This window comes from Brevibacillus composti (assembly GCF_016406105.1).
GTDB lineage: Bacteria > Bacillota > Bacilli > Brevibacillales > Brevibacillaceae > Brevibacillus > Brevibacillus composti.
The window spans coordinates 2,461,022-2,482,463 of sequence record NZ_CP066308.1 but is presented as its reverse complement, the minus strand read 5'-3'; the positions used below and the strand labels follow the sequence as shown (position 1 = coordinate 2,482,463).

At 56.9% G+C, this 21,442-nt stretch carries 5 protein-coding genes; all 5 read left to right on the top strand.

The window, feature by feature from the left end:
* Positions 1-15: 15 nt before the first annotated feature.
* The 5 genes from JD108_RS12700 to JD108_RS12680 are packed head-to-tail and all read left to right on the top strand — an operon-like array spanning position 16 to position 21,428.
* A complete protein-coding gene (locus tag JD108_RS12700) occupies positions 16-3,324 on the top strand; it encodes a non-ribosomal peptide synthetase (protein ID WP_228728434.1) in 3,309 nt (1,102 codons plus the stop codon).
* A 25-nt stretch (positions 3,325-3,349) separates the two neighbouring features.
* Positions 3,350-6,739, top strand: a complete 3,390-nt coding sequence (locus JD108_RS12695; protein ID WP_198826437.1) for a non-ribosomal peptide synthetase — start codon at positions 3,350-3,352, stop codon at positions 6,737-6,739.
* Positions 6,736-11,520 (top strand): non-ribosomal peptide synthetase, encoded by a 4,785-nt coding sequence (locus JD108_RS12690; protein ID WP_198826436.1) that lies wholly within the window; start codon positions 6,736-6,738, stop codon positions 11,518-11,520. Before JD108_RS12695 ends, JD108_RS12690 begins: the two co-directional genes overlap by 4 nt.
* Positions 11,504-16,147, top strand: coding sequence for a non-ribosomal peptide synthetase (locus JD108_RS12685; RefSeq protein WP_198826435.1), 4,644 nt, complete (start codon positions 11,504-11,506; stop codon positions 16,145-16,147). Before JD108_RS12690 ends, JD108_RS12685 begins: the two co-directional genes overlap by 17 nt.
* A 1-nt stretch (position 16,148) precedes the next feature.
* Positions 16,149-21,428, top strand: a complete 5,280-nt coding sequence (locus tag JD108_RS12680) for a non-ribosomal peptide synthetase (protein ID WP_198826434.1) — start codon at positions 16,149-16,151, stop codon at positions 21,426-21,428.
* Positions 21,429-21,442: the final 14 nt, after the last annotated feature.

Here is a 21,442-nt window from a genome sequence, read left to right as displayed (position 1 = left end):
GCGAAGAAGTTGCATATGGATCCGATGACCGTCGAAGAGAAGCGTCAATTGCTCGCGAAGCTCTTGTGGGAATCAGCCCGCGAAGCCGAAGAAAATTTGCCGCTCAGCTACGGACAGCAGGCGCTCTGGTTCCTCTATCAGCTGGAGCCGGAGAACCCCGCCTATAACATCCATTTCGCCGGGCGGATCACTGCGGGAGCGGATCCAGAAGAATTGCGACGTGCTTTTCAAACGATCGTAGACCGTCATGCTGTCCTGCGTTCGACGTATGCCCTGGTGGACGGAGTTCCGCTGCAAACCATTCATGAAAACGTGGAATTGCCGTTTGAGGTGATCGATGCGACCGATCAGGAATGGGAGGCCCTCAGGGAGTGTTTGCTGGAGGAATACCGCCGTCCGTTTGATCTGGAGCGAGGACCCGTCCTTCGCCTGAAGCTATACCGTAGGGCGGCTGAGGAATATATCATGCTGCTGACCATCCACCATATTGCGGTCGACTACTGGTCACTCGTCGTCATCCTGGACGAGCTTAGCACACTGCTGCCGGCGGCAGAGCAGGAAGAAGCGAAAACCGCTGTCCCTGCGGTTCCCTACAAAGAGTACGTCCGCTGGCAAAAAGCCAAAATCTCCGGTCCAGAAGGAGAGCGCTTATGGACTTTTTGGCAGGAAGCGCTGCCTGGCGGAATCAAAACAGTGGAGCTTCCGGTGACATCAAAAACGCCCAACCAGAAGCATGATGGCGCTACCTATCTGTTCCAACTGGATGCTGAGCTGGTGGCAGGACTGAAGGCCCTGAGCAAATCGACCGGAGTGACGCTGTATACGATCCTGTTGACGGCATTCCAGATTCTGCTCGGCAGATACAGCGGTCAAAACGAGGTGATCGTCGGTTCGCCAACCTCAGGCCGCAGCCAAACCCAATTTGAGAGTGTGGTCGGCTACTTCGTCAATCTGGTGCTGCTCCGCGCAGATTTTCGCGATAATCCCACCTTTGCGGATTTGCTGGCCCGGATGCGTAAGACCGTCATCGAAGCGATCGATCATCAGGACTTTCCGTTTCCCCTGCTGGTGGAAAGGCTGTCGCCAAACCGGGAGGCAAGCCGCTCCACGCCGATTCGGGCGGTATTCGCCCTGCAGAAAGCGCCGCGGCTGGAGGAGCAGGGAATGTCAGCCTTTATGATGGGCAATCCGGACGCCAGACTGCAATTGGGCAAACTGGTCATCGAGCCGATCGACCTCCCGCAGCAGGAGGGGCAGTTCGACTTGAATTTGCATATGGACGCCCAGACGCTGACGGGGGCTCTTCAATACAGACCCAGCATATTTGACCGGTCGACCATCGCGCAGATGGCCAAGCATTTGCAGGTCCTGCTCGGAGCCATCGTCTGCAATCCGGATGCGCGGATCTCGGAGCTGCCGATTTTGACGGAAGAGGAGCGTCAGCAATTTGCACAGTGGAATGACACGGCGACGCCGTATCCAGAAGATGTGAGCATTCACCAGTTATTTGAAAGCCAGGCAGCAAAAAGGCCGGAAGCAGTCGCCCTGCTGTACCGGGATGAACAGCTGACGTACCGGGAGTTGAACGAGTGGGCTAACCAAATCGCTCACAGTCTGATCGAAGCCGGAATCAAGCCTGGTGATCGGGTCGGAATCAAGATGGAGCGGTCGATGAAGATGGTCATCTCCGCACTGGCGGTCTTGAAGGCAGGCGGAGCCTATGTGCCGCTCGACCCCGCCTATCCCACAGAGCGTCACGCCTATATTTTAAAAAATGCAGACGTGAAGCTGCTTCTGACAAACGTGGAAGCGGAGCTGGACATGGCGCCGAGCGGCTGCCGCGAACTGCAGTGGGAGACGCTCCACCAGGCCGCTTTGCAGGCGAGCAAAGCAAATCCGGACATAGTCTTCACGAAGGAACAGCTGGCCTACATCATCTACACATCAGGCTCGACCGGGACGCCAAAGGGTGTCGTGGTTCGCCATCAGCCCGTCATCAATCTGTTTGACTGGGTGAATAAAACCTTTGCCGTCGGCGAGGCGGATCGCATGCTCTGGATTACGTCGCTTGGCTTTGATTTATCGGTCTACGACCTGTTTGGTATGTTGGCGGCAGGAGGATCGATCCGTATCGCAGATGAGGAGGAGGTGCGCGAACCGGAGCGTCTCTTGGCGTATCTGGACAGCGGAGAAATTACCTTCTGGGATTCTGCTCCTGCCGCGCTGCAGCAGTTGGTTCCCTTTCTCGACCGACCGTCGCGGGAATTCGGCAAAAGCAATTTGAGACTGGTGTTTTTGAGTGGCGACTGGATACCGATCGGCATGCCGGATTTGCTAAAAGAACATTTTCCACAGGTGGAAGTGGTCGCCCTCGGGGGAGGGACCGAAGCCACAGTCTGGTCCAACTTCTATCGCATCAGAAAGGTTGCCAAGGAGTGGATAAGCATCCCGTACGGAAAACCGATCCAAAACGCCAGGTACTACGTCCTGGATTCACATCTCAACCAGTGCCCCGTGGGAATCCCCGGCGAGCTGTACATCGGGGGCGAGTGTCTTGCCGAAGGCTACGCGAACGATCCGGCACTGACGGAAGCCCGATTCATCCCCGATCCGTATGGAAAGCCGGGGGGCCGCATGTACCGAACCGGAGATCTCGCTCGCTATTGGCCGGATGGAAATCTCGAGTTTCTCGGCCGTGTGGATAACCAGGTAAAGATTCGCGGCTACCGCATCGAGCTTGGCGAGATTGAAAAAGCGATCACCTCGCATCCCGAGGTGCAAAGTGCCGTCGCGCTCGCCTATGAAGAGACGCCGGGAGACAAACGCTTGGTGGCGTACGTGGTCGCCAAACCAAACGCCAATCTCACACCGGGAGATATCCGCCAATTTATCAAGGCCAGTCTGCCGCCTTACATGGTGCCCGCGGCTTATATCTTTGTCGACGGGATTCCGGTGACCACCAATGGCAAGGTGGATCGGAGTGCATTGCCCAAACCGGTTTTCTCCCGTTCGGATCTGGGACAGGAATACGTCGAGCCGCGCACTTCGGCTGAAGCAGTCCTGGCAGAGATCTGGAGCGACATTTTGGGGCATAAGCAGGTGGGCGTCCATGACAACTTTTTCGAATTGGGCGGTCATTCGCTGCTCGCGACTCAGGTGGTGACGCGCGTGCAGGAGCAATTTGAAGTGGAGCTCAGCGTAAAAGAGATGTTTGAGCATCAGACGGTAGAGACACTGGCCAAAGTGATCGAGCAGAAAGTGGCAGAGGCGATCGAAGGACTTGCGGAAGAAGAAGTGTGGGAGCTCTTAAAAGTGATGGATTGAGTTGCAGAGAGGAGGGGAGTTACGGATGAGCGAGGAAATGCTGTCCCCGCAAAAAAACTTATCGGCAGCGAAGCAGTTATTGTTGGAAAAGCGGCTGAAAGGGAAGGGGAAGACCTCATCCCCGGCTCCGGCCATCAAAAGGCGTGAAAACAGGGAGCTGGCCGCGGTTTCTTACCCGCAGGAGCGAATGTGGTTTGTGAACCAGTTGCAACCGGAGAGCGCCGCCTATAACGTCCCGGGTGCGCTGCGGCTTACGGGAGAGGTGGATGTGGCAGCGCTGAAAAAAAGCATCGACGAAATCATCCGCAGGCATGATGTGCTCCGAACGACTTTTCGCGCGGTCGACGGACGACTTGTCCAAATCATTGAAAAAGAGATGCAGTTTGATTGGCGCGTGGATGATCTTCGCCATTTTCCCCAGGAAAAGCGGGAAGAGGAGAGAATCCGGGCCGAAGCCGAGATGGCATGCCTTTCCTTTGCCCTCGACCAGGGACCGCTCATCGGGATGCGTCTCTTGCGGGTAGCGGACGATGAACACATCTTATTGCTGACGGTGCATCACATCATCTTTGACGGCTGGTCGATCGGGATTTTTGTCCGGGAGCTCGCCAGCCTGTATCGCGCCTACAGCAAAGGAGAAGAGGCGTCACTCCCGGAACTCGTGATCCAGTATGGGGACTATGCGGAATGGCAGCGGAATGTCTGGCTCGAACAGACGGAGATGGACAAGCAGCTATCGTATTGGCGGGAAAAGCTGAAGGGTATGCCTGCAGCGCTGGACTTGCCCACCGACCGGGTGCGGCCGCCTGTCCAAACCTTTCGCGGGGCGGCCAAGACGTTTGCCCTGCCTGCAGATTTGAAGCGTCGACTGGAAGCTTTGGGCAGGCAGGAGGGCGCCACCCTCTTCATGACCCTGCTGGCCGCTTTCAAGACGCTGGTGTACCGCTATTCCGGGCAGAGCGATCTCGTGATCGGGACACCGATTGCAGGCCGCAAGCATCGGGAAACGGAGTCCTTGATCGGCCTGTTCCTGAATCTGCTTGCGCTGCGGACAGACGTGTCGGGTGAGCTCAGCTTCCGGGACCTGCTCAGGCGAGTCAAACAGGTGACGCTGGAGGCTTATGCGAATCAGGATATCCCCTTTGAAAAGCTCGTGGAAGAGCTGAAACCGGAGCGCGACCTGAGCCGTCATCCGCTGTTCCAGGCGATGTTTGTCTTGCAAAATGCGCCTGTCCCTTCTTTGGAATGGGAGGAATTGCGCATCGAGATCCAGGAGCTGGAGACGGGTACCGCCAAATTCGACCTGAATGTATGGATGACAGAGACAGCGGAAGGGTTAACAGGGACGTGGGAGTACAACACCGATCTGTTTGATGAGCAGACGATCGTGCAGATGGCCGGACATTTTGAGAACATCCTCCGCACCGTGGCAGACGACGCCGACCAAAAGCTAGCGGAGCTGCCCATTCTCACGGACAGGGACCTTCAGGTGCTGCAGGAATGGGCAACCGGGCCGCAAGTCGAGATGCCAGAGACGACGATCCACGAATTGATCGAAGCCCGGTCTGCTGAGACGCCTGATCGCATTGCCCTGGTGTTTCGGGAACGGCAGATGACGTACGCCGATCTGGATGCCGAGGCAAACCGGCTGGCCCATTACATCCTGGAGCGCTCCGCGGGAACCGATCCTTTTATCGGTGTGTATTTGGAACGTTCACTGGAGATGGTGATCGCTCTCCTCGCTGTGTTGAAAGCAAACCGGGCTTACGTGCCGATTGATCCTGAGTATCCCGAAGAACGAATCCGCTACATGCTGGAGGATTCCCGGGTTTCCTTGATTCTGACGCAAAGCCGCCTGCGAGAGAGCTTGCCAGCCGGGATCGATGCGATTTGTCTGGACCGCGATAGACGGCTGTGGACGGGCATGAGTCCGAGAAAGCCGGAGGGGACCTCCTCTCCTGATCAGGAGATGTACATGATCTACACCTCCGGTTCGACTGGTAAGCCGAAAGGGGTTATCAACAACCACCGCGGGGTGGTCAATCGGCTGCTCTGGATGCAGCAGGAATACCGGCTTACCGAGGGGGATCGCGTGCTGCAGAAAACGCCGTTCAGCTTTGACGTGTCGGTCTGGGAATTCTTCTGGCCCTTGCTGGCTGGAGCGCAGCTGGTGATCGCGGAGCCAGGCGGTCATCGGGACTCCTCGTATCTGGTCAGGCTGATTCAAGAACAACAAATCACGACCCTGCATTTCGTTCCGTCCATGCTGCAGATTTTCCTGGAACATCCCGAATCGAGCCGATGCACCTCCCTGCAGCGCGTCATTTGCAGTGGCGAAGCCTTGACTGCCCAGCTGCAAAAAGCATTCTACGAGCGTTTGGATGCAGGACTTTACAACCTGTACGGACCGACGGAAGCGGCCGTCGACGTGACGGAGTGGAAATGCCAAAAGCATGACCCGAACACCGTCGTTCCGATCGGCTACCCCATCTCCAATACACGCATCCTCGTACTGGATGCCCGGCTGCAGCCGGTCCCCATCGGTGTGGTTGGCGAACTGCACATCGGCGGTGTACAAGTGGCCAAAGGGTATCACAATCGTCCGGAATTGACGGCGGAGCGCTTTATCCCCGATCCGTTCAGCAGCGAACCTGGCGCTCGATTGTACAAAACAGGCGATCTGGCCCGTTTCCGTTGGGATGGATCAATCGAGTACATGGGGCGGATGGACAATCAGGTGAAGCTGAGAGGGCTCCGCATCGAGCTCGATGAGATCGCGGCCACACTGGAGCAGCACAAAGACGTCCGGCAAGCGGTCGTGCTCGTTCGGGATGCAAGCCCGGAGGATAAACGCTTGGAGGCTTACCTGCTGTTGGAAAAAAATGCGGCGGCATGGGAAGCGAAGGAATGGCGGGATTATCTCAAAAAGAGGCTGCCGGAGTACATGGTGCCAGGCAGATTTATCGCAGTAGAGGAGATGCCCTTGACCGCAAACGGAAAGCTGGATCGAGGCGCTTTGCTGAAAATGGCCGGTGAGCCGGTGCTGCCACAGGAAGCATATGTCGCTCCGCGGAATGCCGTCGAGGAGGTTTTGGCTGAAATCTGGCGCGATGTTCTGGGGACGGAGCGGGTCGGTGTCCACGATGATTTCTTTGAACTGGGCGGCCACTCTTTGCTCGCCACCCAAATTGCGACGCGCGTCGCGCAGGTCTTGCACAGTGAACTGCCACTTATCCCATTCTTTCATCATCCCACGGTCGCAGGAGCGGCCGAGCTCATCCTGCAAGACCCGCTTCAAAGGACGCGCATCGAAAAGACGGCCCAGCTGCTCGTGAATCTGTCCCGCCTCTCAGAAGAAGAAGTAGATGCGCTGTTGCTGGAGTCCAGTACCACGAAAGGAGGGAGAGACGCATGACTTCTTCCGGCAGTATGATGAAACTTTCGGAAAAGAAACGGATGTTGCTGGAACGTCTTCTCCAGGAAGAAGGCATTGAAAAGGCAAACATGGCCGCCGGTCCGATCCCTTCACGCGAGAACAGAAACGGTATCCCCCTTTCTTATACCCAAGAGCGGCTCTGGTTTGTCCATCAGCTGGAGCCCGATAACCCCGTATACAATATGCCCGCCGCTCTGAAGTTCAAAGGGCAGCTTCATCTCGCGGCGCTTGAGCGCAGCATTCACGAAATTATTCGCCGTCACGAAGCGCTGCGAACCGTTTTCCGGGTCATCGACGGACAGGCAGTCCAGGTGATACTGCCCGACCTGCAATTGCAGCTCAGCGTGGACAAGCTCCACATGCTTCCGGCAGAAAAGCGTGAGGAGGAGCTGCAGCGTCTGAAGCGGGAACATGCACGTCAGTCGTTTCCGCTGGATGAGGGACCGCTCATGCGCGCGAGGCTGGTGCAGGTGGAGGAGCAGGAGTATGTACTGCTGCTCACGATCCATCACATTATTTTTGACGGCTGGTCGATCGGTGTCTTTGTGAGGGAACTCGCCAGTCTGTACGAATCGTACGCGCAAGAAAAAGAGCCTGCGCTCGCGCCGCTGCCGATCCAGTTCGGAGATTTTTCCCTCTGGCAGCGAGAGCAGTTGGAAGGAGAGAAGCTGGATAAGCTGCTCACCTACTGGCGCGAGAGACTTCAGGGAGCGCCGGCGTCTCTGGAATTGCCTGCGGACCGCAAACGTCCGCCAGTTCAAACATTTAACGGTTCCACCAGTACCTTTACGATCCCGGCCGCTTTGAAAAAGAAGGTGGAGGAGCTGGGCCAACAGGAAGGGGCCACCCTGTTCATGACCCTGCTGGCTGCGTTCAACACCTTGCTGTATCGCTATACAGGGCAGACGGATCTCGTGCTGGGGACGCCGATCGCCAATCGCAATCGGATCGAAACCGAGGCACTGATCGGCCTGTTTTTGAACATGCTGGTCTTGCGGACGGATTTGAGCGGTCAGCCCACCTTTCGGCAACTGCTGCACAGAGTGAAGGAAGTTACGCTGGGAGCCTATGAACACCAGGACCTCCCTTTTGAAAAAGTGGTGGAGGCTCTGGGGCAAGATCACGACCTGAGTCGCAATCCATTATTCCAGATTCTGTTCGTCCTGCAAAATGCGCCTGTACCCGCGCTCCGATTGCCGGGCGTGGAGCTGGAGCTGCAAGAATTGGAGACCGGGACCGCCAAGTTTGACCTGAGCGTATGGTTCACAGAGACAGACGAAGGGTTGGCAGGGACATGGGAGTATAATCGCGACCTGTTCGATCCGGAGACGATTGAGCGGATGGCGGCGCAATTTGAAAGGTTGCTCGCCTCTGTGACAGAGCGACCTGATCAAAAGGTGACGGAGCTCTCTATCTTGCCCGATGAGGAATACCGTCGTGTGGTCTACGACTGGAATGATACGGAGACGAGCTATCCGCAGGATGTCTGCATCCATCAGCTGTTTGAGCGGCAAGCGGAGCATAGGCCTGACTCCACGGCGCTTCTCTTTGAAGACCGGCATGTCACGTACCGGGAGCTGAATGAAAAAGCGAATCAATTCGCTCATTATCTGCGCAAGGCAGGGGTGGGCCCCAACACCCGGGTCGGCATTATGATGCAGCGTTCTGTAGAAATGATCGCCGGTGTGCTGGGTGTCCTGAAAGCAGGCGGTGCCTATGTGCCGCTCGATCCGTCGTACCCGGCGGAGAGACAGCAGTACATCTTGGAAAATGCCGAGGTCAAGGTTCTCTTGACGCAGGGCAGTGCAGCGGAGGGCAGGGGCTGGAGCGAATCAGAAAAAGAGGTGGACAGCGGTGAGGATCGGGGCTGTCTGGTGCTGGAGTGGGAGCGCTGCGGCGAGCATATTCGCCGAGAGAGCCGGGAGAACTCCGAGCCCGCCGCCACTCCGGACGATTTGGCTTACATCATTTATACCTCTGGTTCTACAGGCAGGCCAAAGGGCGTCGTCGTCCGGCACAAGCCGGTGATCAACTTGATCGACTGGGTGAACAACACTTTTCAGGTGAACCCGTCCGACCGCATGCTTTGGATCACATCCCTAGGCTTTGATTTATCCGTCTACGACATCTTTGGCATCCTGGCCGCGGGCGGTTCTATCCGGATCGTCCCCGATGGCGATGTTCGTGAACCCGAGCGTCTGCTGGAGCTGCTCGACAGCGGAGAGATTACCTTCTGGGATTCCGCACCGGCTGCGCTGCAGCAGGTCGTCCCGTTTCTGGAAAGCGGCTCTCGAAAGCCGGGCGAAAGCAGGCTGAGGCTAGTCTTTTTAAGCGGCGACTGGATACCGGTAGGGATGCCGGATCTGCTGAAGAAAAATTTCCCCCTCGTGGAGGTCGTCGGGCTCGGCGGCGGGACGGAGGCGACAGTCTGGTCCAATTACTACCGGATCGGGGAAGTGCCGCCGGAGTGGATTAGCATCCCGTATGGCAAACCGATTCAGAATGCAAAGTACTATATCCTGGATCCCCACGGCAATCCCTGTCCGATCGGCGTCCCGGGCGAACTGTACATCGGCGGGCAATGTCTCGCCGAGGGGTACGCGAACGACCCCGAGCGAACGGCAGAAAGATTTATCCCTGATCCGTTCGGCAAACCGGGAGAGCGGATGTATCGCACAGGAGATCTGGCTCGCTTCTGGCCGGATGGAAACATGGAATTTCTCGGCCGCGTCGACAATCAGGTCAAAATCCGCGGGTACCGCGTCGAACTGGGCGAGATTGAGACCGTCGTCTCGCAGCATCCACAGGTGAGGAATGCGGTCGTCATCGTCTTCGAAGAAGAACCCGGGGACAAACGGCTGGTTGCCTACGTGGTCACGCATCGCGAGGAAACGGTTGCCGTCCCTGAACTGCGCAGCTTTTTGCGCGAAAGACTGCCCGAGTACATGGTTCCCGCCTCCTTTGTATTCGTCCCAGCCATACCCGTCACGACGAATGGAAAGGTCGACCGCAAAGCATTGCCCAAGCCCGTTTTTTCCCGCTCTGATTTGGGGCTCGATTACGTTCCGCCCCGCACACCGGTCGAGGAGACATTGGCCGCGGTATGGGAAGCGGTGCTCGGCCAAACCCCTGGCATTCACGACAATTTCTTTGAGATGGGCGGAGACTCCATCCTCGCGATCCGGGTGATTTCTCTGGCCAAGGAAAAAGGGCTCCGATTTACCCCAAAGGATTTGTTTCAGCATCGGACCATTGCCGAGCTGGTCAAAGTGGTGAGGACAGCCGAGCGGCTGCAGCATGAGCAGGGAATCGTGGAAGGACCGGTGCCGCTGACGCCGATCCAGCATTGGTTCTTTGAGCAGGAGATGACGGAGCTCCATCACTTCAACCACGCGGTGCTGCTGGAGGAAAAAGAGCCTCTCGACCTCGGCTTGTTGGAACAAGCCATGCAGCATTTGCTCAGACATCATGATGCCCTGCGACTTCGGTTTACCCGTGGCGAAGCGAGATGGGAGCAGCACAATGCAGGCGGGGGAGATGAGGTGTCACTCGAACGTGTCGATCTCTCCTCGCGATCCGCAGAGGAGCAGGCAGCGGCCATGGCCGACAAGCTGGCGGAGTGGCAGGCTTCCATGAATCTGTCGGAGGGGCCGATCATCCGCATGGGACACTTTTCTTTTGGGGAGGAAAAAACGGGTCGAATCTTTCTCGCGATCCATCACCTCGCCGTCGATGGAGTTTCCTGGAGAATTCTTCTGGAGGATTTGGACACGGCCTACCAGCAGCTGAAAAACGGTGAGAGTATCCGCCTTTCGCAGAAGACGACGTCTTTTCAGCACTGGGCTCATCGGCTTGTCGACTTTGCTCGTACCGGACGTGTTCAGCAGGAAATCGATTATTGGTTAACGGCATTGCCTGAGCAAGCAACGAAAATTCCTGTTGACTGCGAGACGGGAGAGAATGCAGTGGACTCCGCAGAAACGGTAACGGTGGGGCTGGAGGCTGATGAAACCACGCAACTGCTGACAGAGGTGCCAAAGGCATATCGCACACAGATCAACGAGGTGCTGTTGGCTGCCCTGGTCCGATCATTTGCCAGATGGACCGGATCAGATGAGCTGCTGATCGACCTCGAAGGGCATGGCCGCGACCCATTTGCGGAAGACCTCGATCTGTCGCGGACCGTGGGCTGGTTTACCAGTCTGTACCCGTTGCATGTGAAGGCGAGTGCCGCACATGGCCCCGGACTTTTGCTGAAAGCCGTAAAAGAGCAGATGCGCGGCGTGCCCAACAACGGAATGCGTTACGGACTGTTGCGCTACTTGTCCGGCGATGATGCAGGGCAAGCATTGCGCAAACTGCCGCGGGCTGAAATCAGCTTCAACTACTTGGGACAGTACGATGAGACGCTGACCCGGCTGAAGACGTTTACGCTGGCGGAGGAGTGCAGCGGGCCGGATCGGAGTCCCCGTGCCACACGGCCTTATCTAATCGAGATCAGCGGAAAAATTATGAGGGGCCGGCTGCATCTGGAGTGGAACTACAGCCGCAATGTCCATGACCGCTCCACGATCACCAGGCTGGCCCATGATTATATGGCATCGCTGCGGGAAATCATCGCCCACTGTACGTCTCCGCAGGCAGGCGGTTTCACACCATCAGACTTCCCGGCGGCTAAAATCTCCTCGGGCGAGCTGAGCAAGCTGCTCCTACGGGTACAGAAAGAAATGGGGGGACGAAATCATGTCGATAACCGTTGACGACAGACAGACAGTGGAAGACAACATCCAGGACATCTATCCGCTGTCGCCGATGCAAGAAGGTCTGCTCTTTCATTCCCTGTTTTCTCCGCAAGGCGGAATATATTTTGAACAAATGGTCTATCGCGTTCAAGGAGAACTTCATGTTGCCCATTTCCAGAAGGCATGGCAGGAAGTCCTAAACCGCCACTCGATTCTCAGGACGGCTTTTTACTGGGAGGAGACTGAAAAGCCGCTTCAGGTCGTCTTTCGTGATGTGGCCTTGCCTTTTACTTATCAGGATTGGAGTCAGCTCTCCGGCGCGGAACAAGAGAGCAGATTGGAGGAGTATCTGCAGGAGGAACGGGAACAGGGCTTTGAGCTGACCATGCCGCCCTTGCTCAAAGTAAGCCTGATCCAGATGGATGCGGACGTCAGCCAGATTGTCCTGAGCTTTCATCACTTGCTGCTGGATGGCTGGTCACTTCCTCTCCTTCTCGGCGAAGTTTTCGCCCTGTATCGGGCCTACGAGCAGGAGCGCAGCATCGTGCTGGAAAGCTCCCGCTCCTTTAAAGACTACATCCTATGGCTGAATGAACAGGATACATCCCGGGCAGAGCAGTACTGGAGAAAAACCTTGGCTGGTTTTCAAACGCCAACCGTTCTGCAGATTGATCGCGCGGAAGGGAACAGCGCCGGACAGGCAGCAGTTTTTTCCGAGCGGGAAGCACGCCTCTCTCCGGCCGCCACGGCAGCTCTGCAAGCCCTGGCCCGCCAGAGCGGAGTGACGCTCAATACCATGGTGCAAGGAGCATGGTCCCTTTTGCTCAGCAGGTACAGCGGCGAAAAAGACGTCGTGTTTGGGAACGTCCTCTCCGGCCGCTCCGGCGATCTGGCCGGAATCGAATCGATGGTCGGGATGTTCATCAATACCTTGCCCGTCCGAGTAAAGATTCCCAAGAATGAAACGGTGCTGTCATGGCTGAAAACACTGCAAGAGCAGCAAGTGGAATTGCGCCAGTACGAGTACAGCTCCCTGCTCCAAGTCCAAGGGTGGAGCGAAATCAAGAGAGGGCAATCGCTGTTTGACAGTGTCCTGGTCTTTGAAAATTACCCTGTGGATGAACAGATCAAAGCAGGCATGGGCGGGTTGTCGATTGAAGCGGCCCGGTTTATCGAGCGGACCAACTATCCGCTCAGCGTGCTCGTCGCACCGGACCATGAATTGATGGTAAAAGTCATCTACGACTCCATTCGGTTTGGCGAGAGTTTGGTGGAGCGGATGGTAGGGCATTTGCTCACCTTGCTGGAGCAGATGGCAGAAAATCCGGAAGGCGCGGTCGAAGCGCTGGAGATGATGACCGAAGCGGAGAGGCGGCAGATTGTAGAGGAATTTAACGATACCGCTGTCGATTACCCGAGCCATCTTACCGTGACAGAGCTTTTCGAGGAGATGGCTGCCTATGCGCCGGATCGGCCGGTTCTGTTTTACCAGGACCAGTCCTTCACGTACCGGGAGTTAGACGAGCGGGCGAGTGGATTGGCTTATCAATTGAAAGCGATGGGCGTGCAGCCAAACGAGTTGGTGGCGGTATTTGCCGAACGATCGCCGGAGATGGTGATCAGTGTGCTCGCCATCCTCAAAGCGGGAGGTGCCTATGTACCCATCGACCCCGACTATCCGAGAGAACGAATCGAGTGGATGCTGCAGGATTGCAACGCCCGCGTCATGCTTGCTTCCGCTGTCATCGAGCAGATGGACGTCTCTTTTTCCGGAACCATCCTCAACCTGAGTCAGATCGATTGGAATGAAGCCAAGGCGGCTCGTGAAGCCCCTGCGGGTGATGAGGGACGGCAAGCCTTCCCATCCAGCACAGATATCTGCTACGTCATGTACACCTCTGGCTCGACCGGAAGGCCAAAAGGAGTCATGGTCAGCCACCGGAATGTCGTCCGGCTGGTGAAAAATACGAACTACGCCCAGTTTGACGAAAACACTCGCATCCTGCAGGCAGGCGCCCCCGGTTTTGACGCCTGCACCTATGAGATCTGGGGCGCTCTGTTGAATGGAGGCCGCCTTTATCTGGTGAACAAAGAGGTCCTCCTCGATGCCGGCCGGATGAGAGACGTGATCCAGGGATGCGGAATTACCGACATGTTCCTCAGCAGCCCGCTGTTCAACCAGTTGTCCCAACAGGACAGCACGATGTTTGCCGGGATGAAAACCTTGCTGGTCGGCGGTGATGTCGTGTCCGCGCCGCATGCCAAGCGGGTTGCGCGGGCCGCCCCTGATCTCGTCGTGGGCAATGCATACGGTCCCACGGAAAATACGACCTTCTCCACGTTTTGTCCGGTGGGCACAGAGCCTTCCTCGACCATCCCGATCGGACGGCCGATTCATAACTCGACCGCCTATATCGTGGACGAGGAGCTGCGCCTATTGCCGATAGGCCTGATCGGAGAGCTGGTACTGGGGGGTGACGGCGTCGCGCTGGGTTATCTCAACCGCCCCGAATTGACAGCGGAAAAATTCGTGGACAGTCCCTTCCGAAAAGGGGAGCGCTTGTACCGCACGGGAGATCTGGCCCGTTTCCTCCCGAACGGAGAGATCGAATACCTGGGACGGACGGATGATCAAGTGAAAATTCGCGGGTTTCGCGTGGAGCTGGGGGAGATCATGAACCACTTGGCCGATCACCCGGCTGTCAAAGAAACCGTTGTGGTGGTGCGTATGAACGCACAGGGGACAAAAGAGCTTTGCGCCTACTACGCCGCCGAATCCGCCGTGGCCCCTGATCAGCTGCGCGATTTTCTGGCCGAGAGATTGCCCGCGTATATGATTCCGTCCCGCTATGTCCACATGGAACGGCTGCCTCTAAACACAAACGGAAAAGTGGACAAAAGCGCACTTCCCGAGCCGGACGAAACCGACAGGGAAAGCAGCCATGATTTTGCCGCTCCCCGCACCCAAGTGGAAAGGGCATTGGCAGAGATATGGCAGGAGGTGCTTGGGCATCCGCAGATAGGGATTCACGATAACTTCTTTGAACTGGGCGGAGACTCGATCCTCACGATCCGGGTGATTGCCCTGGCAAAAGAAAGAGAGCTTTCCTTTTCTCCAAAAGATTTGTTTGAAAACCGCACGATCGCACAGCTGGCTCGGGTAGTCAAAACCGGCGCCAGGGTCCAAAGTGAGCAGGGATTGGTCGTAGGAGAGGTGCCGCTCACCCCGATTCAGCATTGGTTTTTTGAACAAGAGATGACCGACCCCCACCATTTTAACCACGCTGTGCTGCTGATCGAAAACGAGCCCGTCGACCCGGAGCTGTTTGAGAGGGCGGTGGAACATCTGGTCAGACATCATGACACCCTGCGGCTGCGATATGAACAGGGGGCAGAAGGATGGCGGCAACGCATCGCGGACTGGGTGGAGCAGGTATTCGTTGAGCGGATCGAACTTACCGGCCTGTCAGCAGAAGAGCAGCAGGCAGCGATGATGTCGAAGGCGACAGAGATTCAGTCCTCGATCAGCCTTACAGAAGGGCCGATCATCCGGGCAGCCCGCTTTGCGCTTGGCGGGGAAAAGGCAGCACAGATCCTGATCGTCGTCCATCATTTGGCTGTAGATGGCGTCTCCTGGCGGATCTTGCTCGACGATTTGCAGACGGTGTATCAGCAACTGAAAAACGGGGAAGAGGTCCGGCTGCCGCAAAAGACCACCTCTTTCAAACAGTGGGCCGAACGCTTGGCCGAGCACGCCGAGTCCACGCACATCAAACGGGAGGCGGCTTATTGGAGAGAAAACCGTGCTGCCTGCAAGCTGCCTACTGACCACGAGCTTGCGCCGGGTACCGTAGCGGACCTCAATACGGTGGCGTCACAGCGATCCGTGGCGGTAAGTCTGAGCGCGAAAGAGACAAAAGAGCTGCTGCAGGAGGTGCCCAAGGCATACCAGACACAGATTCATGAGGTTCTGCTCGCAGCTTTGGCGCAGACCTTGGCTGTCTGGACGGGGGAGCGTTCTATCTTGATTGATCTCGAAGGGCATGGCAGAGAGACGATCGCCGAAGATTTGGACTGCTCACGCACGGTCGGATGGTTCACCTGCCTGTATCCGCTGGCCCTTACACCGGGAGAGACGGACCGTCCGGGAGAGGTTCTCAAGGCGGTCAAGGAACAAGTGCGCCGGGTTCCAAACGGCGGCATCGGCTATGGTCTTATCCGTTATCTCGCGGACGAAGGGAAGGAACATATGGGTTTGGCCGGTCCGCGTGCGGAGATCAGCTTCAACTACCTGGGACAGTTCGACGAAGTGCTCGCCAGGATGGATACATTCACGATTGCGCAGAATGGCTTGGGACCGGAGCGAAGCCCACGGCAGCAGCGACGATACCTGCTCGAGGTTAACGGCAAGATTTTGGGCGGCCGCTTGGAAATCACGTGGAACTACAGTGAACACATCCATCTTCCATCGACGATAGAAAAGCTTGCCGAGCAATTTATCGCGGCCCTCAGGGAGTTGATCTCACACTGCCTTTCTCCTGAAGCAGGAGGATACACCCCTTCTGACTTTCCGGAAGCAGAATTGGATCAAAGCGATCTGGATGCTCTGATGAAGGAGATGAGCGCGCTCAAGGAGGGGAAGTAACGTGCCGAAAAACATCGAAGCGATTTATCCGCTTTCAGCTGTACAAGAAGGGATGCTTTTTCACAGCATGTACGCACCGGAAGCAGGGGTATACGGCTGCCAGTTTACCTGTACCCTGACCGGGTCCTTACAGCCGGAGGCTTTCAGAGAGGCCATGCAAAAGGTGCTGGAGCGCCACTCCATCTTGCGAACGCTGATTTGGGAACGGCGGGAGAAGCTGTTTCAAGTGGTGGCCAACGATGTGGAGCAGCCATGGGAGTATCTGGACTGGCGCGGGATGTCAGAGCCCGAACAGGCCGCGAGATGGGAGCAATACCTGGATGAGGAAAGGCGACGCGGCTTTGATCTCTCCCGTCCCCCGCTTATGCGAACGGCGTTGATCCAGATGAAAGACGAGGCTTACCGCTTTATTTGGAGCTTTCATCACATGCTGCTGGACGGCTGGTCTTTGTCCATCGTACTCAAAGAAATGTTCACGCTGTACTGGTCGCACTGCAGCGGGCAGGAGATCCACCTCGATCAGCCTCGGCCGTACAAGGACTACATCGCCTGGCTGCAGCGGCAGGACATGTCCAAGGTAGAAGATTTCTGGCGCAAGTTTTTACAAGGATTCCTGGCGCCGACTCCCATGCATGTGGACAAGCCGATCGGCAAACGAAACAAACAGACGGAAGAGTTCACGGAAATCGAGTGGAAGCTCCCGCAAAAAACAACTACAGCGTTGCAAAACCTCGCGCGTCAGCACGGGTTGACGCTCAATACGCTGATTCAGGGCGGTTGGGCGGTCTTGCTGAGCCGGTACAGCGGGGAGGAAGACGTGGTGTTTGGGGCGGTCGTATCCGGCCGCTCGGGAGATTTGGCGGGGATCGATTCGATGGTAGGGCTGTTTATCAATACCCTGCCGATGAGAGTCCGGCTAAGCGCGGAGGATACCCTCATCCCCTGGCTGAAAAAAATCCAGGAGCAGCAGGTCGACCTGCGTCAGTATGAATTCAGCCCGTTGGTTGACGTCCACAGATGGAGCGAAGTCTCGCACGGCCACCCGCTTTTTGAGACGGTCCTGGTCTACGAAAACTACCCGGTGGACCGTACGCTCGGAGAGTGGGGCGGAGAGCTGTCTGTTCAGGATGTCGTCTCCCATACCTGGACGAACTACCCACTCAGCATCATGGTGGTTCCGGAAGCAGAGTTGAGAGCCAAAGTGCTGTACGATTCCAGCCGTTTTGACGGAGAGACGATTCAGCGGGTCATGAGCCATCTGGAAACCATCTTGACCGGGATGACCGAAAACCCGGCGGCCAAACTATCGGAATTGCCCGTCTTGACCGAGCAGGAGCGCCGCCAGCTGATGGAATGGAACGCGACAGACGCGCCATATCCGACGGACATCTGCATCCAGCAATTATTTGAGACCCAGGCGGCACAAAGGCCCGACGCGGTTGCCCTGCTGCTGGAAGACGAGCAGATGACCTATCGGGAATTGGATGAGCTCTCCAATCAGATTGCCCGCCGTCTTCTGAGGGAAGGAGTAGGTCCGAACGTCAGGGTGGGCGTGATGATGGAGCGCTCCATGGAAATGATAGCCGCCGTGCTGGGTATTTTGAAGGCTGGCGGTGCCTACGTTCCGTTAGACCCTTCCCATCCGGGCGAACGGCTGGCCTATGTCCTGGAAAATGCCGAAGTGGCCGTCCTGCTGGCTCATAGCAGCTGTGTGGAGAACCTGCCAGATGGACATCCTGTCGTGATTCTTTGGGAGGCGGAAAAAGAGTCAATCAGGCAGGAGAGCAGGGAGCGCCCGGGAGCGGAGACGTCGGCACAAAATCTGGCTTATATCATCTACACATCCGGCTCTACCGGAACGCCCAAAGGGGTAATGGTTCGCCATCAGCCTGTGATCAATCTAATCGAATGGGTCAACAACACCTTTGCCGTGAATGAGTCCGACCGTCTTCTCTGGGTGACGTCCCTCGGCTTTGACCTTTCTGTCTATGATATTTTCGGCATCCTGGGAGCTGGCGGCTCGATCCGCATCGTGAAGGATGCAGATGTACGTGACCCCAAGCGCCTGCTGCAGCACTTGAGAAGCGGAGAGATTACGTTCTGGGATTCAGCTCCTGCCGCTTTGCAGCAAGTCCTCCCCTTTTTGGGCGAGACATCTAGCGAGGCAGGCGAAAGCCGACTGAAACGGGTGTTCCTCAGCGGCGATTGGATTCCGCTGAGCATGCCGGACGAGCTGAAAAAGCATTTTCCGGGCGTCGAAGTAATCAGCCTGGGGGGCGGAACAGAAGCGACCATCTGGTCGAACTTCTACCGGATCGGCGAAGTAGAGGAGGACTGGGTGAGCATCCCCTACGGTAAGCCGATACAAAATGCCAGGTACTACGTCTTGGATGCCCATCTGAATCCCTGTCCGATCGGCGTTCCCGGCGAATTGTACATCGGCGGCGCCTGTCTGGCCGAAGGATATGCCAACGCACCAGAGTTGACAAGCCAGCGCTTTTTGCCTGACCCGTTCGGGGCACCGGGGGATCGCATGTATCGCACAGGAGACATGGCGCGGTACTGGCCGGACGGCAACATGGAATTTCTCGGCCGGGTGGACAACCAGGTCAAAATCCGCGGATTCCGGGTCGAGCTTGGGGAAGTAGAAGCGGCGATCGCCCAGCATCCCAATGTGCAAACCGCGCTGGCGACGATTCAGGAAGTCCCCTCGGGAGACAAGCGGCTGGTGGCCTATGTCGTGCCCAAATCCAAAGAAGAAGCCGTGTCGTCCGCGTGGGGCGCCGAACAGGTGTCGCAATGGCAAACCGTCTTTAATGAAATTTACCGGCAGCCTTCTCCGACGGAGGAGCTGGCGTACAACACGATTGGCTGGACAAGCAGCTATACGGACTTACCGATCCCGCAGGAAGAAATGAAGGAGTGGGCAGACCGCACGGTGGAGAGAATCCTCTCGCAAAAGCCGGGGCGCGTCCTGGAAATCGGTTGCGGTTCGGGCATGCTCTTGTTCCAAGTGGCGCCACATTGCGAGGAATATTGGGCGACCGATCTCTCCGAAGAGACGATAGCCCGACTGGGTCAACAGATCGCTGCGATGAATCTGCCGCAGGTTCATCTGGCGTGCAGAGAGGCGACCAATTTCGCAGGGATTGAATCAGGCTCCTTTGATATGGTCGTGCTCAACTCGGTGATCCAGTATTTCCCCTCCCTCTCCTATCTGATGGACGTGCTCGATGGAGCGATCCAGGCGCTGAAGCCGGGGGGCGTCATCTTCCTGGGGGATGTGCGCAACTATACGCTGCTGCGTACCTTCTATACGTCACTCGAACTATTCCAGGCGCCGGATACCCTCTCTGCCGCACAATTCCAGCAGCGCGTCACGAAGCGGCTGAACCAGGAGAAGGAATTGCTGATCGACCCGGCCTTCTTTGCCGCATTGCGCAAGCGCCACAGTCAGATCTCCGAGGTGCAGGTTCAGCTAAAAAAGGCACGTCATCAAAATGAGTTGAGCAAGTTCCGGTACGATGTGTTTCTCCATGTTGGCAAAGCACATCAGGCGCCGGCTGCGCCCAAAGAAGTCCAATGGGAGGAAGAAACATGGAATCTCGCCAAAGTCCGGGAGGTGCTCTCGGAGGAACCGGAGATTCTGGTCTTCCGCGACATTCCAAACCGGCGCGTACGCGAGGAGCAGGCAGCCGTGGATCTGCTGAGGAGCCCCTCTCACCCTGAAAACGTAGGGGAGCTGCGAAAAAGGCTCATCCCCGCCAGGGAGGAAGGGATGGACCCGGAAGAGTTCTGGCAGCTGGGAGAAGACCTGTCGTATGACGTCTTCATCACCTGGGCGTCAAGCGGGAGCAGCGATCGGATGGATGTGGTCTTCGCCCGAGAGCACGCACTCTCCGCGCCGCTTTCGTACGAAGCCATACTGGGCGGCTCTGGCAGGGATAGCCGTGAATCAAAACAGTGGAGCTATTATGCCAATAGTCCGCTGCAGGAAAAGCTGTTCCAGCAGATGCTGCCGCAAATCCGCGAGAGAGTCAAAGAAAAGCTGCCCGAGTACATGATACCGTCGGCCTATTTGTTCCTGGACGGCTTGCCGGTCACGTCCAACGGAAAAGTGGACAGGCGAGCGCTGCCACTGCCGGAATTGACGAGAGAAGGGGAACGGCAGTACCTCGCTCCGCGCGATCTCGTGGAGATGCAGCTGGCCCAGATCTGGGAGGAATTGCTGGGTACCCGGCCGATCGGCGTCACGGACAATTTTTTTGAACTGGGCGGACACTCTCTGCTCGCCGTCCGCTTGATCATGCAGATCAAGGAACAGTTTCAGCAAGAGCTGCCGTTGTCCGTCTTGTTTGAGGGGACGAGCATCGAATATTTGGCCCGCGTCCTCCGTCAGCAGGAAGCCGGGCAGGAGCGATCCAGCTCTCCGCTCGTCGCGATCAAACCCCATGGTGCGAAGCCGCCGCTGTTTCTGGTGCATCCGACAGGAGGAAATGTGCTCTGCTATCTCCATTTGGCGCGGCACATCGAGAGAGACCAGCCCTTGTACGCATTGCAATCACCGGGTCTGTACGGCGATTGGGAGCACGCTCAATCGATTGAGGCGATGGCCGCTCACTATATTGACGCGATTTTGTCGGTTCGGCCGGCCGGTCCCTACCTGATCGGCGGCTGGTCATACGGTGCCGCTGTGGCCTATGAAATCGCTCTGCAAATGGAGAGGAGGGGTCTGGACGTAGCCAAGCTGCTCTTGATCGACAGTCCGGCGCCGAACTACACACAACGCCTCCCGGAGATGAACCAGACCGCTTTCTTGCTCTCACTGTTTAGGGAACTGGAGCGCTTTTTCGGGGAATCGGTCGCGTTCACGGAGGAGGAGATCAGCGGACTGTCGCCGGATGAACAGCTGCCTTATTTGCTGGAGCAGATGATCCGGGCGGGTTTGATTCCGCCAGGTTCCGAGCTTGCCGATATCGACAGGCTCTTGGAAGTCTACCAGACCAATCTGTTTACGCTGCAAAGGTATAACCCGGCTGGCAAGTTCTCGGGTCAAGCGGTCCTCTTCCACTCGACTCTTCCGAATGAGGATGATGTCCTGAAGCAGATGGTAGAGGAGCAGGATGCTACTGCCGGGTGGCGTCATTACTTGTCGCGTCCCGTAGAAATGCATGCGATTCCGGGCGATCACGTGACGATGATCACAGAACCGAATGTCCGTGTATTGGCCGAGCGAATCCGTTCTGTGACAGAGACGGGTCAGAAGGTCAGCTCAATCTGAAAGGGGAGAGATGA

What these genes read in the sequence shown, in the direction of transcription:
- JD108_RS12700 (WP_228728434.1), top strand. Translation starts at nt 16, where the DNA reads ATGGATCCGATGACCGTCGAAGAGAAGCGTCAATTGCTCGCGAAGCTC.
- JD108_RS12695 (WP_198826437.1), top strand. Translation starts at nt 3,350, where the DNA reads ATGAGCGAGGAAATGCTGTCCCCGCAAAAAAACTTATCGGCAGCGAAG.
- JD108_RS12690 (WP_198826436.1), top strand. Translation starts at nt 6,736, where the DNA reads ATGACTTCTTCCGGCAGTATGATGAAACTTTCGGAAAAGAAACGGATG.
- JD108_RS12685 (WP_198826435.1), top strand. Translation starts at nt 11,504, where the DNA reads ATGTCGATAACCGTTGACGACAGACAGACAGTGGAAGACAACATCCAG.